The organism is Maridesulfovibrio sp. (genome assembly GCF_963676065.1).
Lineage (GTDB): Bacteria > Desulfobacterota > Desulfovibrionia > Desulfovibrionales > Desulfovibrionaceae > Maridesulfovibrio.
Genome location: NZ_OY780933.1, coordinates 3,643,144 through 3,660,862, shown reverse-complemented (window position 1 = coordinate 3,660,862; position 17,719 = coordinate 3,643,144). Strand labels below are relative to the sequence as shown.

Here is a 17,719-nt window from a genome sequence, read left to right as displayed (position 1 = left end):
TGTTACAATTTGGGTTATGGACTTGCGTGTACAGACACCATTGATAATACGAAAAATGCACAATCCTAAATAAAGTTAAAAGGAAATCAGATGTTTTCAAAAAATAAAGCTCTCAAAAGCATATTTGATTCCGGTATTGATGAACTTTGCAAGAGCGAAGGACTCTCGAAAGAGACCATTATTCAGGGCATTGAAGACGGGACTATGGTTCTGCTTGGGAACCCCAATCATAAGAATGTTACCCCTACCCTCATTGGGCAGCCCGCAAAGGTTAAAGTAAACGCTAACATCGGAACTTCTCCTTTTAAGAATGACCGTGAAAAGGAAATGAAGAAGCTGGATACAGCATGGAAAGCAGGCGCCCACGCTGTTATGGACCTTTCCACTGCCGGTGATCTGGATGGAATCAGGACCGATATGCTGAGTAGCTGCCCCCTGCCGCTGGGTACCGTGCCCATTTACGCTATGGCGCAGCAGTATGTTGCACGTGACGAAGATCCCGCTGGTTTTTCCATAGATGAACTCCTCGCTGAAGTTGAAAAAGAAGCTGAGCAGGGTGTTGATTTTATGACTCTGCATTGCGGACTGACCCGTCGTGGAGCTGAATGGGCCACTAACGGTGAGCGCCTTATGGGTATCGTTTCCCGCGGCGGTTCTATTCTTGCCCGCTGGATGCGTGATCATGATGAAGAAAATCCGTTGCTCACAAATTATGATCGTCTGCTTGAAATCTGCCTGAAGCACAACGTGACCCTCAGCCTCGGCGACGGTCTGCGTCCCGGTGGCGGTGCAGATGCCGGTGATGCCGCACAGTGGGAAGAAGTTCTCATGCTCGGTAAGCTTGCTAAACGTGCCCATGAATACGGCGTGCAGGCAATGATCGAAGGCCCCGGTCACGTACCCATGACCCTCGTTGAAACCCAGATCCGGGGTATTAAGGCTGCGACTTACAACGCTCCTCTTTACGTTCTTGGACCTCTGGTAACCGACTCAGCTCCCGGCTATGACCACATTGCCGGTGCCATCGGCGGTGCTATCGCTGTATTGAACGGAGTTGATTTCCTCTGCTACCTGACTCCGGCTGAGCATTTGACCCTGCCTGAGATTGACGATGTATGGAACGGCGTTAAAGCTTCCCTCGTAGCTGCACAGTGCGGTGAAGTCGGCCTTGGCCGCAAAGACGCTGTAGAGCGTGACCGTGCAATTTCCAAGGCCCGTATGGACCTTGACTGGGACCGCATTGCCGAACTGGCAATCGACCCAGCTTTGGCTTGTGCCCGCAGGAAAGATCATAAAGATGAAAAAGAGTGCGCCATGTGCGGAAAATTCTGCGCAGTACGTATGCTTTCCGAATAAAATACTGACAAAAGAATAAGAGCCGCTCTGTACACGTTAGAGATGATAATGGCCCGTAACACTGCTGGTGTTACGGGCTTTTTTTATGTAGACTTATATCGTTTTTATTAAACAAATGTTTAAGTCGGGCTTTGCCGGAGGATTGGCGATGTTGCAGTATGTTAGAGATCCTATGAGCGGATTGACTCATTTTGTTGGCTTTTGTCTCGCAATTATCGGACTTGTCATGCTTCTTGCGGCTTCCGTGAATCCTACAAGTGTGATGCACGTAGTCACGTTTTCCGTCTTCGGCGGGGGGATGATTCTGCTTTATCTGGCAAGTACTTTGTACCACTGGCTGCCCCTTTCCAAGAGGGGGATAATGTGGCTGCGTAAGCTGGATCACTCCATGATCTATGTCTATATCGCCGCGACTTATACGCCGATTTGTCTTTTGGGGCTCAAGGGAGTGTGGGGCTGGTCGTTATTCGCAGCAATCTGGACAATGGCTGTAGCCGGGATAATAACCAAGATGATCTGGCTGGACGCGCCCCGATGGCTTTCTACCGGTTTTTACCTTGCCATGGGATGGCTGGTTATTGTAGGCGCTTATCCTTTAGTTAAGGCTCTTCAGACCGGAGCCTTGCTTTGGCTTCTGGCCGGCGGAATCATGTATTCGGTAGGTGCTGTTATTTACGCTTTGAAAAGACCTGATCCATGGCCGGATTTTTTTGGATTTCACGAGATATTTCATGTTTTCGTCATGGCCGGAAGTTTTTGTCATTTCTGGGTAATGTATGAATATATTACCGAATTGGGGTGGTAGATCAGGCTGAGAAATGATCAAATCCTGTGGCTGTGTATTCTTTTCCGTTAAGTGTAATCCTGCTGTCGGCGGTGACTGTTCCTATCTTTTGCAGGCCGGGAATTGCCGCTGCCAGTTCTGTAAATTCCTCAGCAGAGGTCGCTCCGAAAAGAGCATAATCCTCGCCTCCTAGAAAGGCATGTTCCGAGGCAGAAATAGATTTTGATTTCGCATAGCGGATAACCTCTTCATGCAGTTGTGATTCCGGCAGTGAAATGTCTGCGCCTGCATTTTCTTCGCAGCAGCGCAGAAAACGGGGCAGGTCGCGGGCCAGACCGTCTGATAGATCCATTAGTCCTTTCACGTGTGGTGACCGGGCCAGCTGAATACCGGCGTTTACTCGCATTGGCGGACGAAGGTGGTGAGCTGTACTTTGCGGGAAATTCCTGATCGCTTCAGCCGTATTTTCCTCCAGGGAAAGTAACCCGGTGCGGGCCAAACCGGCCGGTCCATGCAGAAACAATACGTCTCCCTGTTCAGCATTTCCGCGTGAAAGAAAGCGTCCGCCGGCAGGTTCGCCCCAGACCGTTACGGAAATCCCCAGATATTGTCCTCCGGAAAGATCGCCTCCAGCCAGAATCAGTCCGTTTTGCTCTGCAAGGATGGACATGGACTTAAAAAAAGGTTCCCAGAATTCGCACTCCAGATCGGGGGGAACAATCAAGCCTAGAGCGAAGCCGCTTGGCTGTCCGCCCATGGCCGCAATATCACTGATGTTGACCGCTAGGGATTTATAACCGATGTCTGCCGCGGAGAAATATGATCTCCTGAAATGTATATCTTCCAGAAATAAATCTTTGCTGATGCAAAGGTCTTTTTCTGTTCGCAGGATGGAACAATCATCGCCGCGTCCGAGAGTGACGTGCCCGTTCTCGGACGGAAAGTATTTATCTATTAACGTCAGAAAGTCCTGCTCAGAATTTAATTCAGTCATAATTTGCCTCCCCTTTTCCAAAAGCGCGAATCGCCTCAGCTATAGCATTTCAACAAAATCTTCGACAATGACCTTGGGACCGAAGCCGGGGAAATTGATGCGCAGCTTATTCGGCTCTATGTATTCGATGATTTTACCGCGCCCGAATATTTTATGCTTACAATGTCCCATTTTCATGGGCGGTGTTTTACGGGCAGGCGAAGCAGAGGGGGACTCATATGATTCAGCACGCACAGGCGTATTTTTCTTGATATTCATGCCGCCGGAATATGATTCCTGCAATTCTTCAAAAAGTTCCGGATCAAGTTCACGCAGGAAGGGGCTGGGTACAGCTGGCTCGGAAAAGTCAGTGTTTTTGCGGTTGATTGAAGCCGGAGCGCACATGATGAGTTCCTGCCGCGCACGGGTACAGGCCACATAAAGCAGGCGGCGCTCTTCCTCGTACTCATTAGGCTTCTGCATTGATTTGCGGGAGGGAAACCTATCTTCCACAAGATCTATGATGATAACCGCGTTCCACTCTAGCCCTTTAGCGGAATGAATGGTGGAAAGGGTGACTACATCCTCAACTTTTTCTTCTTCGTTATGCTGGTCCGGGTCAAGGCAGAGATCGGTCAGGAAAAATTCCAGATCATCGTAGTTGGATGCAATCTGGCTGAGTTGTTCGATTCCGGCCTCACGGCGCGGATAATCGTCGGGATACTGGGCTACCAGCAACGGTCTGTAGAGGGGGACGATGACCTCAAGACAGGTTGAGGGCGAAGATTTTTGTTTACGCAACCCATCGAGATCTCGCAGGATGTCCTTCAGCAATTCATATTTTTTAGTGAATTTGCCCAAAGCCTTCTGATCCGCTGATATTACCGCATTGGCGATTTTGGTTGCGGTTTTAGGACCGACACCTTTGATGTGTCCAAGGGTGCGCTGCCATGCGATGATGTCCGCCGGATTGCTGACCAGACGCATGAAGGACAGCACGTCTTTTATGTGAGCCGCTTCGTTAAATTTCAGGCCGCCGTATTTTTTGAATCCCACCCCGAGCCTTTTGAGCGCAACTTCGAGTCCGTAGCTCTGGTATCCGGCGCGGAAAAGAACGGCAACTTCTTCAGGACCGTGTTTTTTCTGTAATTCAATGATTCGGTCCAGCACTCTGTTGGACTGGCTGAAATCACTGAGCGGAACCATAAGCTGGGGCTTGTTTCCCCATGTCTGTTCGGTAAAGAGCTTCTTATCAAATTTGATTTCGGCCCCATCCAGAATGGCGTTGGTCAGATCCAGAATAGGCTGGGTAGAGCGGTAATTCTGCTCCAGACGTACCATTTTAACATCTTCAAAAATATCTGGAAATTTAAGGATGTTGGTGACGTCAGCACCACGAAAAGAATAGATGGACTGGGCATCATCGCCAACCGCCATGACATTTCCGTTCTTGCCTGCCAGAAGCTGAACAATACGGGCCTGCACAAGGTTGGTATCCTGATATTCGTCCACCATGATGTACTGATAACGGGAGCGTAGTGAATTGCGCAAAAATTTGTCTTTTTGCAGCAGATCTTCCAGATAGAAGAGCATGTCGTCGTAGTCCATCAGGCCGTGCTGTTTTTTATAAACAGCATACTCATTGGCTATTTCTTCAATCTCGGAAGCGTATGTGGCCAGATGAAAAGCTTCGGAATTAACCAGCGTATCGATGGAAACTTCTTTGTTTCGCGATTTGCTGATCATATCAAGCAGAGTTGATTTTTTGGGATACGAGCGGTCGCCCTTTCCGAGTTTTAAACTGTCTTTTACTTCTTTGACCGCCGCTTCGCTGTCGCTGCGGTCCATGAGGGTGATGCCGTTCGGAAAGCCGATTTCATTAGCGTTCTGGCGCAGGACTGAATATGCGAATGCGTGAAATGTTCCGCCTTGTGTGCCGTTAAGAGGCCTGCCCAGAATCAGCTCGGTCCGCTGCAGCATTTCTTGCGCTGCCTTGCGGGTAAAGGTCATCAGCAGGATGGATTCGGGCGGAATTCCCTGCTCCACCAGCCAAGCCAGACGGTATACGATTGTACGTGTTTTGCCGCTTCCCGCGCCTGCAATTACCAGCACCGGTCCCTGAGGATGTGTAGCAGCTTCATACTGAGCGGGATTTAATTCTTTTTTGAAATCGATCATATTGGATGCCTTAGGAGGCTAAATGTTTTTATTTAAAAGCGCGATAGCGCATCTAATCAATCTGGCAGACAGATATTAAACCAGTCAAGTATGATTTTCCCGGTCTGGTGCATACTTCTTATCTGCTGGCCGTCGGAACTATAGAAAAATGCATCATTTACAGTATGCGTCCCGGTTCTGCCGTGGAAGCCGAAGATTTCCATGCGGTCAAACTTGGCCTTGAGGTCGAAGCCCGGTCTGGCGGTGCAGATCAGGTCCGGCGGATTGCCAATCGGATTCTCGCCGTAAGCTTCCTCTTTAGTCAAGACTTGTGCCATTACCTGCTGACCGTTGAACTTAAGCTTCATAAGCTTTTCGGCGATTTCAGCCGTGATAATCTCGGCCTGTTCCGTATCAACCTGCCCGCGCGCAAATTCAGATGTATGGATATATATTCTTCCGGGGTCAAGGGCAAATGCTTTGCTGTTTGCTGATATTACCGTGGAATCCCATTGGCTTTTGGCCGGACATGTGTATTCAAGATAACCGTGCTGAACCAGAAAAGTGTTTAGGTCTACTTCAGTTTCAAGGGCGGCAAAGCCGTGGTCGGCAAATGAAATAAGTTTCTTTTCACCCGGCAGGGCCTCGAATTTATCGAGCACCAAACCGATTGCCTGATCCCATTGGCACATGAAATCCAGAGCTTTCGGGTACAGGGGATGGTTTTCGTCCTCAAAAGCCGGGTAGAAGAAATGGAAAAGGCGGTCCGTCTCGGTAAGGACGATGGTGAATAAATCCCACGCAAGATCGTTCCAGAGCATTTCGAGCGCGTTCAGGCGGCCTTTAAGGGTATGAGCGACCTGCTCGAAAAGATAGTCCGGGGCCATGATTCCACGGCTGGTATCTGCTTCCAGCTGGTATCCTGAATCGCGCAAAGGACCGATTAGAAAGGGCGGCTGCACTGCCTTTTCAATGGAGTCCGCCACAAAACCGGAAATAAGCATACCCCGCAACGGCTTGGCGGGGTAGGTGTTGGGCAGATTGATAACCTTGCTGACCAGTCCCTGCTCGCCCAGTGCATCAAAGACAGTCGGACAGAGTACCTGCTCAAAGTTGTTGATCGAGAGCGTGTAATCCTGCGGATCAATGGACGTGAAACCGTACAGGCCGTGTTTTTCCGGTTTTCGGGCAGTGAAGAAAGATGTCCAGTTTACAGGCGAGAGTTCCGGCAGTTCAGCGTTTATGGGGCCGCATTTCTCGGCAATTCGGGAAAGATTGGGAAGTTTCTTCGCCCATTTCAACGCAAGTGGGGCCGGAAGTCCATCCAGCCCCAGTACTACGAATCTTTTTCTTTCTGTCTGTGTAAAAAACATAAGGATGCCAAAGAAATTTTAGTCAGCTTCGCCGTTTTTGAATCTAATATACGGCCCCCAATTAAAAACTATTAAAAGTTTTTGGGGGTCTTAGCCCTTTTTTAAAAAGGGCTAAGCCGCCGGAGGCAAAATCAATTGAATGGAGAGCGCTAAGCGCATCAACTCAAAACAAATTTATAAAACCGTAATCTCGTATTTTTTCATAAAATGTACGGGATTATAAGATTCTTTGGCTTTGCGCAGTCCCGGTTCGCCGAGGTCTTGTTCTCTATTGACGAATTTTTTGTCGCTGGCTGTATTTTCAAGGAACATCTGGTTTATGGCCTGATATACGCCCTTGAAGTAGGTATTTCCTTTTTCAAAGTGGATAACGATGTCGTCATCACCTAATGATTCGGCGATGGTGTAGGCGATAATGCGATTGTCGATGCGCAGTGTGCCGCCGGTGAGGTTGTGGATGGTGTCCATTTCCTTAAGAACTTTGGCGATGGCTGTGTTTTCCGCTACCAAAGCAGGAGAGGAGTTGTTTTCTTCCTGCCAGCGATACCATTCAAGCTGCATCTCCAGTACTTCTTCCACGCAATCCGGGGTGATTTCACGGTATTCGTAGTCGTATTTTTTCATGAACTGACGGTAGAGATTTTTCTTTTTATGAAAACGGTTACCTCTCAATTCAATGAGTTCCTGAACGGAATAGACGTAATCGAAATGATCGCGATTTTCGGTTATTTCAATCTTATCACCGAAGATATCTTTAAGATGTAATGCCAGTTTTTCCGGTATACGGGTGAATTTGGTGCCGGAAGTGTTCATGAGAGAGCATTTTTCCCAGTCAGCACTGAACCAGTCGCCGATGGGAGCCCAGTTAATAATTTCTGGCTTGGTCTGGCGCACATGGATCAAACCGGAATCTCCGCACTGGAGTTCAAGACCGTAATGATCGGTCCAACCCCAGATATTGGCGAAGGTGTAGTCGGATGTATGTTGTGGACAGGCCGCGAGAGCTTTTTCAAATTTGTCCTGACATTCAAGGGTAATTGTTTTGAATTTATTAGGCATTACTGGTCCTTTTGTTTTTTTTCTTGATCATGCTGAACTTCTGCCAGTTTTTGCACGAAAATGTGTAAAAGATTATAACAGCCTGTACCCCCTGCGAGATAAGCATAGCCATCCAGATTCCTGTCGCTGAATGCAGTACTTCGTGTCCAAGCACATAAGCAAGCGGCAGTCTGCAACCCCAGACTGTGATGGCGAAAATGAACAGGTTGTAGATTGTTGCTCCTGCTCCGTTTAAAGCCCCGGCCATAATCATGGAGGTCAGGGTAAATGGGATAGCAAGCATGTTATAGTAAAGATAGTTTACGGCTTCATCAAGTACCACCTGATCAGGGGCAATGATGGAGGTTACCGGATAAATGACCTGCCAGAGCAGTAAAGCAGTGACACTCAGGAATCCGATAGCCAGAAATAGTATTCTATATCCGAATTTCTTGGCTTCTTCAGCTTTGCCGTCTCCAAGATAATGACCGATAATGATGGAAGCAGTCATGTTGAAGGCGAATGCGGGCAGAAAAAGAATCGATTCAATTCGGATGCCGGCGGTCATACCTGCCAGCGCGATAATGTTATTCTCGGGCAGACTGGCGGTAATAGAGTACAGTACCATGTAACCGGAATGCCAGACCAGCTGCATCAAACCGCTGGGCCATGCGACTTTAAACAGATAGGGAAAAGCGCTCTTCATCCAGCGGAGCGGGGCGAGGCTTTTACGCCGCAGATGTCCCATGCGGATCAGGGTGATCATGTTGAATATCGCCCCGGCAGTAATCGAACCGAAGGTTGCCCATGCTAATCCTTTATATCCTAAATTCGGCAGACCCCACATGCCCATACCGAAGCCAAGGTCGCCGATGGTATTTAGTACGGTGACGATAATCATGCTGTACAGTGGCAGAAATACTTTTTTCTGAGCTCTGAAAATGGCATTGGTAATGATCAGCATGTAATAAAGAGGTACGAGATAGAGGAAGACCTCGATGAAGTATTCCATTACATGCTGCATCTGCTGCGGTACCTGCAGTAGACTTAGGATGCTGTTACGAAAGGGGAAACCGAGAAGGAGTATAAGTGATCCTAAAATCGCACTGAGTATGATGCACAGTCCTATATAGCGTGTTGCCCGCCGATGCATGCCGGCGCCGATTGACTGACTGATGGCAGCCACAGTTCCGTTGGCGGTAGCAGTTGCGATAACCAGAAAAAAGACCAGAGATTGGCTTATCATGCCCATGGAAGCCTGAATCTCACGACCAAGTTTGGATGCAACCCAAACATCGACAAGGCCGATCATCAGGTGAAATAGCATCATTAGTATTTGCGGCCATGACAGGGTCCATATGGTTCTATATGGAGCGTTGGTCATGTCCGTTGTGGTTATATTCATAAGGTGGAAATACTCCGTAAATATTTGAATCGTAGACAGTCTTATATTGCAGATTAGCTGCAAATAAATCAGCAGAAAGGTGGATTCGGCTGCGGAGCTTGGAGTTTAGTTACAGTTTCAGGAAAAGCAAGAGTTGGGTGGGTATAATCTGATTTTTGTGGCAACTTGTTTTTTGGAAGTGTAGATTTATTCTTGTAACTCTGAACCGTATACTTTGTGGCCTGCTTTGTTTATGCTAAAAAAAACATTGGATCAAAAGCAAGTTGTTAATATTCAGGAGGGTGGTTGATGTCGAGTGATGAAATTTTTTGTCCTAGAGTGCGGTTGAATCTCTGGCTGGAAACAGAGGACGGTATGCTTTTCGGACTCGGAAGGGCGCAACTGCTGGAGCAGATTGAAAAACAGGGCTCGCTGAACAAGGCGGCAAAGGCACTCGGCATGTCCTATCGTGCGGCATGGGGCCGACTCAAGAATACTGAGGAAGTCCTTGGCGATTCTCTCGTGCTCAAGACCCGTGGCCGCAAAGGATGCAGCCTGACTCCTCTTGGTGAACGAGTGTTGGAAGATTACCGTCAATGGGTGCAGGAAGTGGAGAATTTTGCTGTAATGACTGCCCGTAAGTCCTTCCCATGGAATATAGCTTCTTATGAAGAGGACATGGAACGGATCGCCCAAGAGAAAAAGGGGAAAAATTAATGCATTTCTGTTCGAGATTTACGAAAAGAAATTTGTTGATCTTAGTTCTCGGGGCTCTGCTCTGCCTGTCATGCATAGCCTGCAAAACAGTTGAAACTGCGGGACAGATCTCAGTTTCTGGTACGGCCACTAAAGGTGGAAGCAGCAAGTAGTTCCGATTTTATTCTTTAGCGAAATTCAGAACACCCCCAGTTCCGTAAGGAGCAGGGGGTGTTTTTATTCTGATGGGCGATTAACGGGGCCCTTGCAGTTGACAGTGTTAGAGCAATTTCAAGCTTCCTAATTCAACATATAATCGAGAAACTTGTCATCTGCGGGACGGTCGGTGTTCTGGTTATTGGTGTCAGGTTTTGAGTTATCGGGAGCGCTATTGTTGTTGTCCGGATTTGTATCCTGCTTGTATTGATGCGTGCTGCCTGAGTTGGGGGATCCCGTGTCATAATCGTTTTGATACGTGCCGAGAGGGGGCGTGGCTTCAGGGCTGGGTTGGCGTGTGCAGCCCGGTCTGTTTACGTTGATAGTCGGGTTGATATTTAAATTGGTATCCGGGTTGATATTCTGACTGATGACCGGACCTGGTCCCTGCTGGTTCTGGTTGTTGGTACTTGAATAACCTGAATTAGTCGGTCCTAAAACGCCGGGGTAATGCCATGCGTTCATGGCATTTCTCATTTGAATTCTTACCCGGTCATGGCCTTTCATTGCGTATCCTATGAAGATATAGTTTGTTCCCCTGTAGCGCGAGACTACAAGGTAAGAATCGTACCATCTTCCATCACGATCCCAGCCGGAAAAAAATCTGAGTATTGCCGGATAGCCGGAAACGTGCCCCGGCTGCTCATTTAAAAATCTCTGGTACGGCAAACCTTTATTTTTCAAGTTCTGAGTCCACTTGTTAAGTTCTGTAAGTAGCGAATCTGAGGTACTTTTCGAGTATAGCATAATTACGGCGTCATTTGTCGGCGGAGTGCATTGTTTGAGGAGGTTGTTGACGTCCCAACGTAAAATGACTGCTCTGGATCTATTCCAGTCAGAAGGGCATTGAAGGCCATCGGCCATGTTTTGGGCGCTGGAAACCGGCGGCAGTAGGAAGGTTGCCAAGAGTGCCAGAAAAAATAATTTTATTGCCTGTTTCATTTGCTGCCTCCTTTATAACGGGGTTATTCCTGATTTAGTATATGCCACTCTCAGGAACAAAGACAGCCTTTTTTGTTTTGCAGCGCATACTAGAACACCCCCGGCTCCTTACGAAGCTGGGGGTGTTCTGTATCTGAGGGGTGAGTGGTAATTATCTGTAGTAGAGATTGCGTCCGCCAACTGTCAGGAAAGCCTGATGCAGATTGCGGCGGATGTCGCGGCGGTCCCAGATGTCCTGAATATGACCTCTGGAGAGCGCGTTGTATGCGGAATGGTAATCCGGTGGAATATCCATGCCGGTGGTTTCCTTGATAACACCCGGACCTGCGAAGCCTATACGCGATGAGCGTACAGCGTACTGGTAGGGTGAGCAGCCGAGGAAACTTGCAACAGGACCGGCGTAGGAATTGGTATCGTAAAGAACGATATAAAGCCCGCCGGACTCAATGTAGCGGCGAACAGCCATGGTTACGCGCGGCATCTGGATCAATCCGTTGGTTCCTTCCTGAATACGTATTCCGGCGGTACCGTGTACATAGGCCAGAAAGGGATAACGCTTTTTACCCGCAAGTTCGAGGGCGCGAATGAATTTTTCACCCTCTGCAGCACCTACTGAGCCACCACGGAAGGGGGCCACTAGAGTTGCACAGGTCACCTTGGTGTGCTTGATAGCGCCTTCAAAAGTGATGCACCCGGACTGCAATCCGGTTTTTGCTTTGGCTGCATCCAGTCTTTCCTGAAAGTTGGGAAAGCCGGTTGGGTTTGCGGAGCAGATGGATTTATTAAATTCGCGTACGGTTCCCCAGTCGAAGAGGTTCGCCATATACCAGCGGTATTCCATGGGAAAGTGGTGTCCGCAAGTGGGGCAGACTCCGGCGAATTCGTCGAACAGGTCGCGGGACCAGATTTCGAGACAGCCGTTCTTTTCCGCATTCGGACAGGTTATTTCCCTATCTTCACTGGCCCGTGGGCTGACATAGTGACGGTAATCGGACGGTGGAATATCCGGTTCCGCGTCTTCGGAAAGTTTTGTCAGGGCCGCTTCAACCTCTGATACATTCTTGGTTCCCGCTCCCATTTTTCCGATGACCATATGTTTCAGCTTGTCGAATTTATTGGTTACGACATGCATTTCGTCTTTGGCTTCATCGGCGAGAGCCTGAATTTTGGACTGGTATTTCCTGATCATGTCGTAGCGAACAGTGGAGTAAGCTGCGGCCATTGCATCAACTTTTGCGGAGTTGAGTTTTTCAAGGAAGGATCGTTTGTCTTCGAATGAGTCCTGAGCCATGCGGCGATATTTTTTGTAACGCTTCCAGATCAGTCTGTCCTTGGCATTGGGACTGATATGCCAGCGAACGAATACGGATTCGTCGGTGATATCCTTTTTATTCCGGTTTTTGATGGCAGCTTTACTGAACAGGCGCAGGCCCTTGACGCTCAGTACTACTTCATCTGTTGCCCGGATAACTTCCGCGCGTACCATCTTGTAAAAATCAAAATGCTCAGGGCGCGCACCTAGTGCCGGTTCACGGATAATACCGTCTATGTAGCCGAAGCGCAGGTTGTCGTCGGCTGTGATACACTGGGACTTGGCGCAGGTTTCAATAAGCTCGGTCGGCGCACGCTCTCCGCCACGGATGCGGCCTTCAATTGCGGCGGCACCTTCAGGGGAGATAACGGAGTAGTATCCATGGGACAGCATGAGCCGTTTGTCTGCCATGGCAATGGCTTCGGCTCCACCGGAACCGCCCTCGGAAATAACGGAGACAATCGGAACTTCAAGGCCGCCCATTTCGTATATGTTTTCCGCAATCTGCTGCGCTGCACCGGGGTAGTCTTCTACCGGGAATGAGCCGGGAGTGAATACATAGGTGTGAATGGGGATGTTCTCGCGTGCGGCAACCTTCATGTAGCGCAGGGCGTTGGCATTCCCCCAGGGCTTGATGCAGCCTCCGTTGCGGAATTCCTGACCATGGCCTTTTTCCTGACCGACAACCATAACCGGCTGGTTGTGGACTTTCTTGCCCACGCGGCGGGTTATATAGGCCCGCGCAATGACCATGCCGGGGTCGATGCTCATATCATCCTTGCCGCCTACGACTGTGTAGTTGTCGTACACATTTTCAAGAATGTCTTCGAGGCAGATTCTTTCGGAATGACGGACAATGCGAACCTTGTCCATGGCGGACAGGGTTTTGTCGATGTCTTTTTCCAGCACTGCGAGGCTCTCATCATAAGTGTTGAGTTTATCCCACAGTTCTTCCTGAGTTTTGTTAATGCTGGTTTCCAGGAATGAATCAAGCTTGTTGGCGAAAGCAGTAAGGCGTTTGTCCTCGTTGTCACCGAGAATGTCACGCGCATACTGGACCCGCTTGATCAACCCGTCCAGTTTTTTTTCTATATCCATAATGTATTACTAGAATTCCAGTATGTTTGTTGATTTTTTGGCCAGAAACTTGAGGTTGGACTTTAAGGATACTTCCTTTCTGTCCTTGCCTTTCAGGACGAATTCATCAAGGAATTCCAATCCGCGTTTCTTGGATTCTTCAAGATCCTTGCCCCAGATGATGGCCAAAGCCAGGTTGGGGTCAAATTCTGTGGGAATCTGATAGGGCAGGTCTTTGGGGATATGGGTATGCATCTTGAGCCATGCATGTTCGTCCCATTTAAGTTCTTCAATTTTACCTGCCCATGGAGCGAATTTTTCATCGGTATCTTCAGCGATGATTCTGTATTCGATTCCCACGCCTTCAAAAGTGATGTCGTCCTGAGTGTAGCCCATGTCGTCACCCAGTGCGAGCCTGATCTGTTCTTTGATCAGGTTGACTTCCGGGTTGCCTTTGATGCGGGAAATTGCGGCTGAGACACCGTTTTCAACCTGAATGCGGGTGTTTACTTCCATAAGGAAGGGCGCGCCCTTAGGGGTAACAATCCATTCCCATGTTCCCACGTTGTCATAATTGATTTCGCGGGCCATGTTCAGGGAGTGTTCCACGATGTCATCGAGGACTTTTCTGGCGTCAAAGGAATAGGCAATGCTGTCGGGACAGAATCCGGGGGCAACTTCGATCCTTTTCTGGCGTCCGGGGCTCTGTACGGAGCAGTTCCGGGTGCCGAAGTGGACGTGCCTTTTGCCGGATCTTTCAGATACTATCTGCACTTCGAGATGATTGAAATTGAAGATGCGCTGCTCAATGAGAACGCCTTCGTCATTGAAGGTACGCAGGGAGTAGTTTCTGATACGGCGGTAAACCTGACGGAATTCTTCGATGGAGTATACTTCATCGATACCCATTCCGCCGCCGCCGGCAGATGCTTTTACGAGGACAACGGGGTTGCGTACTCCCTGTTCCTGCTGGAATTTGAAGAGATTGGATGCGATTTCTTCCGCTTCCAATTCATCGTAGATGGCCCGGTCAGAACCGGGAATGGTGGGGACATCGAGTTTTCGAGCCAGACGTTTGGTATTGATTTTATCACCAAGGTCACGGATTACCCACCATGAAGGTCCGATGAAGGTCATGGGACGGTCCCGTTCGGTTACCCTGCGTGCGAACCGGAAGTTTTCGGAGAAAAAACCGTAGCCGGGATGAACCGCGGTACACATGGTCTCGTCCGCAACGGAGAGGATATCTCCTGCGTCGTTGTAAGACCTGATCTTGTAGATCGATGCCTCACCGCCAAGTTCTCTGGCAATGGTTATATGTCCGGAATCTTTATCCTCTTCTGTGTATACGCTGACAAAACTGAGCCCGAGATCTTTACACGCCTGCATGATGCGTACGGCGATCTCGCCTCGGTTAGCAATAAGTACTTTATCTGTTTTGGGATTCAAAATGACTCTCCTGAGTCTTTCTGGTTAGTTTTAATATATTATGTTTGCTGAGTTGTTTTTTTCAAAAAATACGCAATCGTTTTAAGCCAAATAAGGCTTCTGTCAAGTTAAATATAACTGACACTTACGTAGGTATAATAAGGCCTACCCCGATTTTAGGGTCGAAATTACAACCGGTAAGATGCGTTAGGATAGTGGTTTTGTTGAAAGTTGACTTTTAAAGACTGTTCCTCTTTTCGGTATGAACTCCGTCAGAATTCATTTCAACGTGATGAGATAAAACAAACATGCCTTCTTAGTCAAACTCCTGCGTAAAGGTGCAAGTTTTGTTTTTATAAAAAAAATCCCGCATTTTATTGTAAAAATGCGGGATTAAAATTGTTTTCGCAAAATAACTAAATTAGTCCGAAGCTGATCATTCCGAGAATATCTGTGTCATCGTCCTGCGACGCTGCGGAAGCAGATGTCGATTTGGCTTTTGCGGATTCCTTTACAATATTGTCCATTGCATTCCGTTTCTGCTCGTCCGGGATATCCAGCTCCGCTACAAAAGTTTCTGTTTCAGAAATTTTGTCAGGAGTGAATTTATCCTGCCATACGGACATGCGTGTGTAGGTGGCGATGTGTTCAAGAGCTTTTTGGGAATTGCCGAGTTCCTTGTAAGCCCGGGCCAGTTTGCGATGGGCCAGTCTTATATGACCTTGGTCCAGTTCAAGCTTAAGGCCCTTGTTAATACTTTCTACGGCTTTTTGATACTTGCCCTCCCGAAGATAGCAGTCGCCGAGCATGATGTAGCTGGGGCCGTATTCCGGGTTGCAGTCGATGGCTTTTTCAAAATAGACCGAGGCCGCTTTATCCTTGTTGAGCATAAAGGCGACAGTTCCGGTCTGGTGGAGTCCGGCGGCTTCGTTCTTGGTGCCGCATCCTGTTAGCAGGGCTGCGATAATCAGGGGCAGGCCGATCACGGTTGCCTTGGTCCTGATACTGGTAAATATTTTGTTCATAGTTTTTTTAGACAGTAATTCTGTTTTTCCCTAATCAGGGTTTTTGAATTGTACTTTCACTTCGTGTAATGCCCTAAACTTTTCGAATGAGCAAGCCGGATCGGTCCGTAATTTTCAATTCTACGGGTTAAAATTGTGCAGCCTGAAGCTCTAAATTTGTTGGTGTCTCTATGATTTTAGGCAATTAACTGATTTTGGGCAGGTCATCCCAGCAGGTGGTGTAAGCGGGGGATTTAAAATTCCTGTTCATCCTCCATGGTTGCTCAAGACCCTCGGATGCGTAGCTCAGGGTGTGCCTACCGAAGCGGGTGTTGGCAGAATCGAGCAGATTCATAAGCTTGTCCTTTCTGGTTGCTTCTTCTTGGCTGTTCATTTCCAGCAGGTTGCACTGGCGGTTGAATTTTCCGCAGAGATCGAGCAGGACAACCCCGGTTTTCTTGTAGCTGTAGCCTTCTTTATATATGGAGCGAATGCATTGCATGGCTGTGCGGGTCAGTTCCGGGGTAAAGTCTGTAGCAATCGAAAGCATGCGAGTAGCGGAGTTTGAGTACTGCGGACGGTTGCTGAAGCGATTGGTCGTCAGGTAAACCATCACCCCGCCCGCAAGCGATTTCTGCTCGCGCAGTTTTTCTCCTGCGCGGCTCATATAAGCAGCCACGGATTCTTCAAGCTCGGATAGCGCCGAAACCGGTTGTCCGAACGAACGGGACGAGCAGATTGTTTTTTTGGGTTGCGGGGTATTGTCCAGCTCAAAACACGGAATCCCTCTCAGTTCAAAGGCCGTATGCAGTCCCGTTACGGACATGTTCTTTTTCAGCCATAGATTGGGCAGATCTCGGAAGGCGCGTGCAGTACGCACTCCTCGGTCAATCAGTCTTTTCCCGTGCCTTCTGCCAATCCCCCAGACATCGGTAACCGGAATTTTTTCCAGCAGCAGGTCCATATCCTTTCTGCCGCACAGACTGAATGCTCCTTCCATCTGTTTGTGTCTTTTGGCGAATCTGTTTGCAAGCTTAGCCTGTGTCTTGGTGGAGCCGAAGCCTACAGATACGGGAATACCGGTCCATTTGAAAATTCTGGTCCTAAGTTCCTGCCCTATGGAGGGCAGATCTTTGAGCATACATGCCGGTAATTCAAGAAAAGATTCATCAATGGAATAGACTTCAAGGTTCGGGATTATTGATGCGATGGTAGAGGTCACCCTTTGGGAAAGGTCTCCATAAAGGGCATAGTTGGAGGAAAATACCTCGACATTGTTCTGCTCAAAAAAACTTTTGTATTTATATGCCGGAGCAGCCATGGGGATATTTATTTCCTTGGCTTCCTGAGAGCGGGCTATAACACAACCATCATTGTTGGAAAGAACTACTACCGGGCGGTTTTTGAGTTCCGGCCGAAAAAGCCTTTCGCAGGAAACGTAGAAATTGTTGCAGTCTACCAATGCAAAAATTCTCATCAGACTGCCTTGTGAATGATGTAGGTGACGACCCCCCATATTTCAAAGGATGTTTCGGCGGTAATTTCCAGCGGGGAATAGCCCGTATTTTCCGGGATAAGAAACAGCCTGTCCTTTGCTGTTTTAAGTCTTTTAACTGTCAGTTCACCGTTAACTTCCGCTATTATGATGGAATTATCGCGTGCTTCCAGAGAACGGTCCACGACCAGAATATCCCCCTCTTTTATATTGGCAGCGAGCATGGAGTCCCCGTAGGATCGTACAAGAAATGTTGCCGCTTTATTGCTGATTAATTGCTCATTAAGGTCCAGTTTTTTATCTATATAGTCGTCAGCAGGAGAGGGGAAGCCTGCTATTATTTCGGACAGCAGTAGAGGCAGTTTCAGTCGACAGGTGTCTTCCGGTTGGAAAATTTCAGCGCAAAAATGTTTCATGTTTACTTTGTATTTACTTTTGGCTCACAATGTCAATCTTAAATAAACAATATGTGTAAAAAACCTGA

14 protein-coding genes are annotated in these 17,719 nt (G+C 48.3%); 3 read left to right on the top strand and 11 right to left on the bottom strand.

Annotated features, from left to right (window positions below):
- Positions 1–90 precede the first annotated feature (90 nt).
- Entirely contained in the window at positions 91–1,356 is a 1,266-nt protein-coding gene (gene thiC, locus ACKU35_RS16395) for a phosphomethylpyrimidine synthase ThiC (RefSeq protein ID WP_319760903.1), read from the top strand.
- Positions 1,357–1,504: 148 nt separating this feature from the next.
- Positions 1,505–2,161, top strand: a complete 657-nt coding sequence (locus ACKU35_RS16390) for a hemolysin III family protein (protein WP_319760901.1) — start codon at positions 1,505–1,507, stop codon at positions 2,159–2,161.
- A gap of 1 nt (position 2,162) precedes the next feature.
- Here the strand turns inward: ACKU35_RS16390 and thiL are convergent, their stop codons facing one another.
- The 5 genes from thiL to ACKU35_RS16365 form a co-directional block, all read right to left on the bottom strand.
- A complete protein-coding gene (thiL, locus tag ACKU35_RS16385; protein ID WP_319760899.1) occupies positions 2,163–3,134 on the bottom strand; it encodes a thiamine-phosphate kinase in 972 nt (323 codons plus the stop codon).
- A 39-nt stretch (positions 3,135–3,173) separates the two neighbouring features.
- Positions 3,174–5,291 carry an ATP-dependent helicase gene (locus ACKU35_RS16380; protein WP_319760897.1) on the bottom strand — a complete coding sequence of 706 codons (2,118 nt, stop codon included), beginning with the start codon at positions 5,289–5,291 and terminating at the stop codon, positions 3,174–3,176.
- Between the two features lie 56 nt (positions 5,292–5,347).
- Entirely contained in the window at positions 5,348–6,643 is a 1,296-nt protein-coding gene (locus ACKU35_RS16375) for an alkaline phosphatase family protein (RefSeq protein WP_319760895.1), read from the bottom strand.
- 174 nt (positions 6,644–6,817) lie between these two features.
- A complete protein-coding gene (locus ACKU35_RS16370; protein ID WP_319760892.1) occupies positions 6,818–7,702 on the bottom strand; it encodes a phosphatidylglycerol lysyltransferase domain-containing protein in 885 nt (294 codons plus the stop codon).
- Positions 7,695–9,086: an MATE family efflux transporter gene (locus ACKU35_RS16365; protein ID WP_319760890.1), complete on the bottom strand. Its 1,392-nt coding sequence runs from the start codon at positions 9,084–9,086 to the stop codon at positions 7,695–7,697. Before ACKU35_RS16365 ends, ACKU35_RS16370 begins: the two co-directional genes overlap by 8 nt.
- Before the next feature lie 288 nt (positions 9,087–9,374).
- On the opposite strand from ACKU35_RS16365, the gene ACKU35_RS16360 reads away from it, so the two are divergent.
- Positions 9,375–9,782, top strand: a complete 408-nt coding sequence (locus ACKU35_RS16360) for a LysR family transcriptional regulator (protein ID WP_319760888.1) — start codon at positions 9,375–9,377, stop codon at positions 9,780–9,782.
- 279 nt (positions 9,783–10,061) lie between these two features.
- On the opposite strand, the gene ACKU35_RS16355 is transcribed toward ACKU35_RS16360, so the two are convergent.
- The 6 genes from ACKU35_RS16355 to ACKU35_RS16330 form a co-directional block, all read right to left on the bottom strand.
- Complete coding sequence (locus ACKU35_RS16355; protein WP_319760886.1) at positions 10,062–10,919, bottom strand: hypothetical protein; 858 nt, start codon at positions 10,917–10,919, stop codon at positions 10,062–10,064.
- A 151-nt stretch (positions 10,920–11,070) separates the two neighbouring features.
- Positions 11,071–13,329: a carboxyl transferase domain-containing protein gene (locus tag ACKU35_RS16350; protein ID WP_319760884.1), complete on the bottom strand. Its 2,259-nt coding sequence runs from the start codon at positions 13,327–13,329 to the stop codon at positions 11,071–11,073.
- Positions 13,330–13,338: 9 nt separating this feature from the next.
- Positions 13,339–14,757 (bottom strand): biotin carboxylase N-terminal domain-containing protein, encoded by a 1,419-nt coding sequence (locus tag ACKU35_RS16345; protein WP_319760882.1) that lies wholly within the window; start codon positions 14,755–14,757, stop codon positions 13,339–13,341.
- Positions 14,758–15,152: 395 nt separating this feature from the next.
- Positions 15,153–15,761, bottom strand: a complete 609-nt coding sequence (locus ACKU35_RS16340) for a tetratricopeptide repeat protein (RefSeq protein WP_319760880.1) — start codon at positions 15,759–15,761, stop codon at positions 15,153–15,155.
- 184 nt (positions 15,762–15,945) lie between these two features.
- The gene (locus ACKU35_RS16335) at positions 15,946–17,217 is read right to left on the bottom strand and encodes a Y-family DNA polymerase (RefSeq protein ID WP_319760878.1); all 1,272 of its coding nucleotides are present in this window, start codon (positions 17,215–17,217) and stop codon (positions 15,946–15,948) included.
- The gene (locus tag ACKU35_RS16330; protein ID WP_319760876.1) at positions 17,217–17,651 is read right to left on the bottom strand and encodes a translesion error-prone DNA polymerase V autoproteolytic subunit; all 435 of its coding nucleotides are present in this window, start codon (positions 17,649–17,651) and stop codon (positions 17,217–17,219) included. Before ACKU35_RS16330 ends, ACKU35_RS16335 begins: the two co-directional genes overlap by 1 nt.
- Between the last annotated feature and the right edge of the window lie 68 nt (positions 17,652–17,719).

What these genes read in the sequence shown, in the direction of transcription:
- thiC (WP_319760903.1), top strand. Translation starts at nt 91, where the DNA reads ATGTTTTCAAAAAATAAAGCTCTCAAAAGCATATTTGATTCCGGTATT.
- ACKU35_RS16390 (WP_319760901.1), top strand. Translation starts at nt 1,505, where the DNA reads ATGTTGCAGTATGTTAGAGATCCTATGAGCGGATTGACTCATTTTGTT.
- thiL (WP_319760899.1), bottom strand. Translation starts at nt 3,134, where the DNA reads ATGACTGAATTAAATTCTGAGCAGGACTTTCTGACGTTAATAGATAAA.
- ACKU35_RS16380 (WP_319760897.1), bottom strand. Translation starts at nt 5,291, where the DNA reads ATGATCGATTTCAAAAAAGAATTAAATCCCGCTCAGTATGAAGCTGCT.
- ACKU35_RS16375 (WP_319760895.1), bottom strand. Translation starts at nt 6,643, where the DNA reads ATGTTTTTTACACAGACAGAAAGAAAAAGATTCGTAGTACTGGGGCTG.
- ACKU35_RS16370 (WP_319760892.1), bottom strand. Translation starts at nt 7,702, where the DNA reads ATGCCTAATAAATTCAAAACAATTACCCTTGAATGTCAGGACAAATTT.
- ACKU35_RS16365 (WP_319760890.1), bottom strand. Translation starts at nt 9,086, where the DNA reads ATGAATATAACCACAACGGACATGACCAACGCTCCATATAGAACCATA.
- ACKU35_RS16360 (WP_319760888.1), top strand. Translation starts at nt 9,375, where the DNA reads ATGTCGAGTGATGAAATTTTTTGTCCTAGAGTGCGGTTGAATCTCTGG.
- ACKU35_RS16355 (WP_319760886.1), bottom strand. Translation starts at nt 10,919, where the DNA reads ATGAAACAGGCAATAAAATTATTTTTTCTGGCACTCTTGGCAACCTTC.
- ACKU35_RS16350 (WP_319760884.1), bottom strand. Translation starts at nt 13,329, where the DNA reads ATGGATATAGAAAAAAAACTGGACGGGTTGATCAAGCGGGTCCAGTAT.
- ACKU35_RS16340 (WP_319760880.1), bottom strand. Translation starts at nt 15,761, where the DNA reads ATGAACAAAATATTTACCAGTATCAGGACCAAGGCAACCGTGATCGGC.
- ACKU35_RS16335 (WP_319760878.1), bottom strand. Translation starts at nt 17,217, where the DNA reads ATGAGAATTTTTGCATTGGTAGACTGCAACAATTTCTACGTTTCCTGC.
- ACKU35_RS16330 (WP_319760876.1), bottom strand. Translation starts at nt 17,651, where the DNA reads ATGAAACATTTTTGCGCTGAAATTTTCCAACCGGAAGACACCTGTCGA.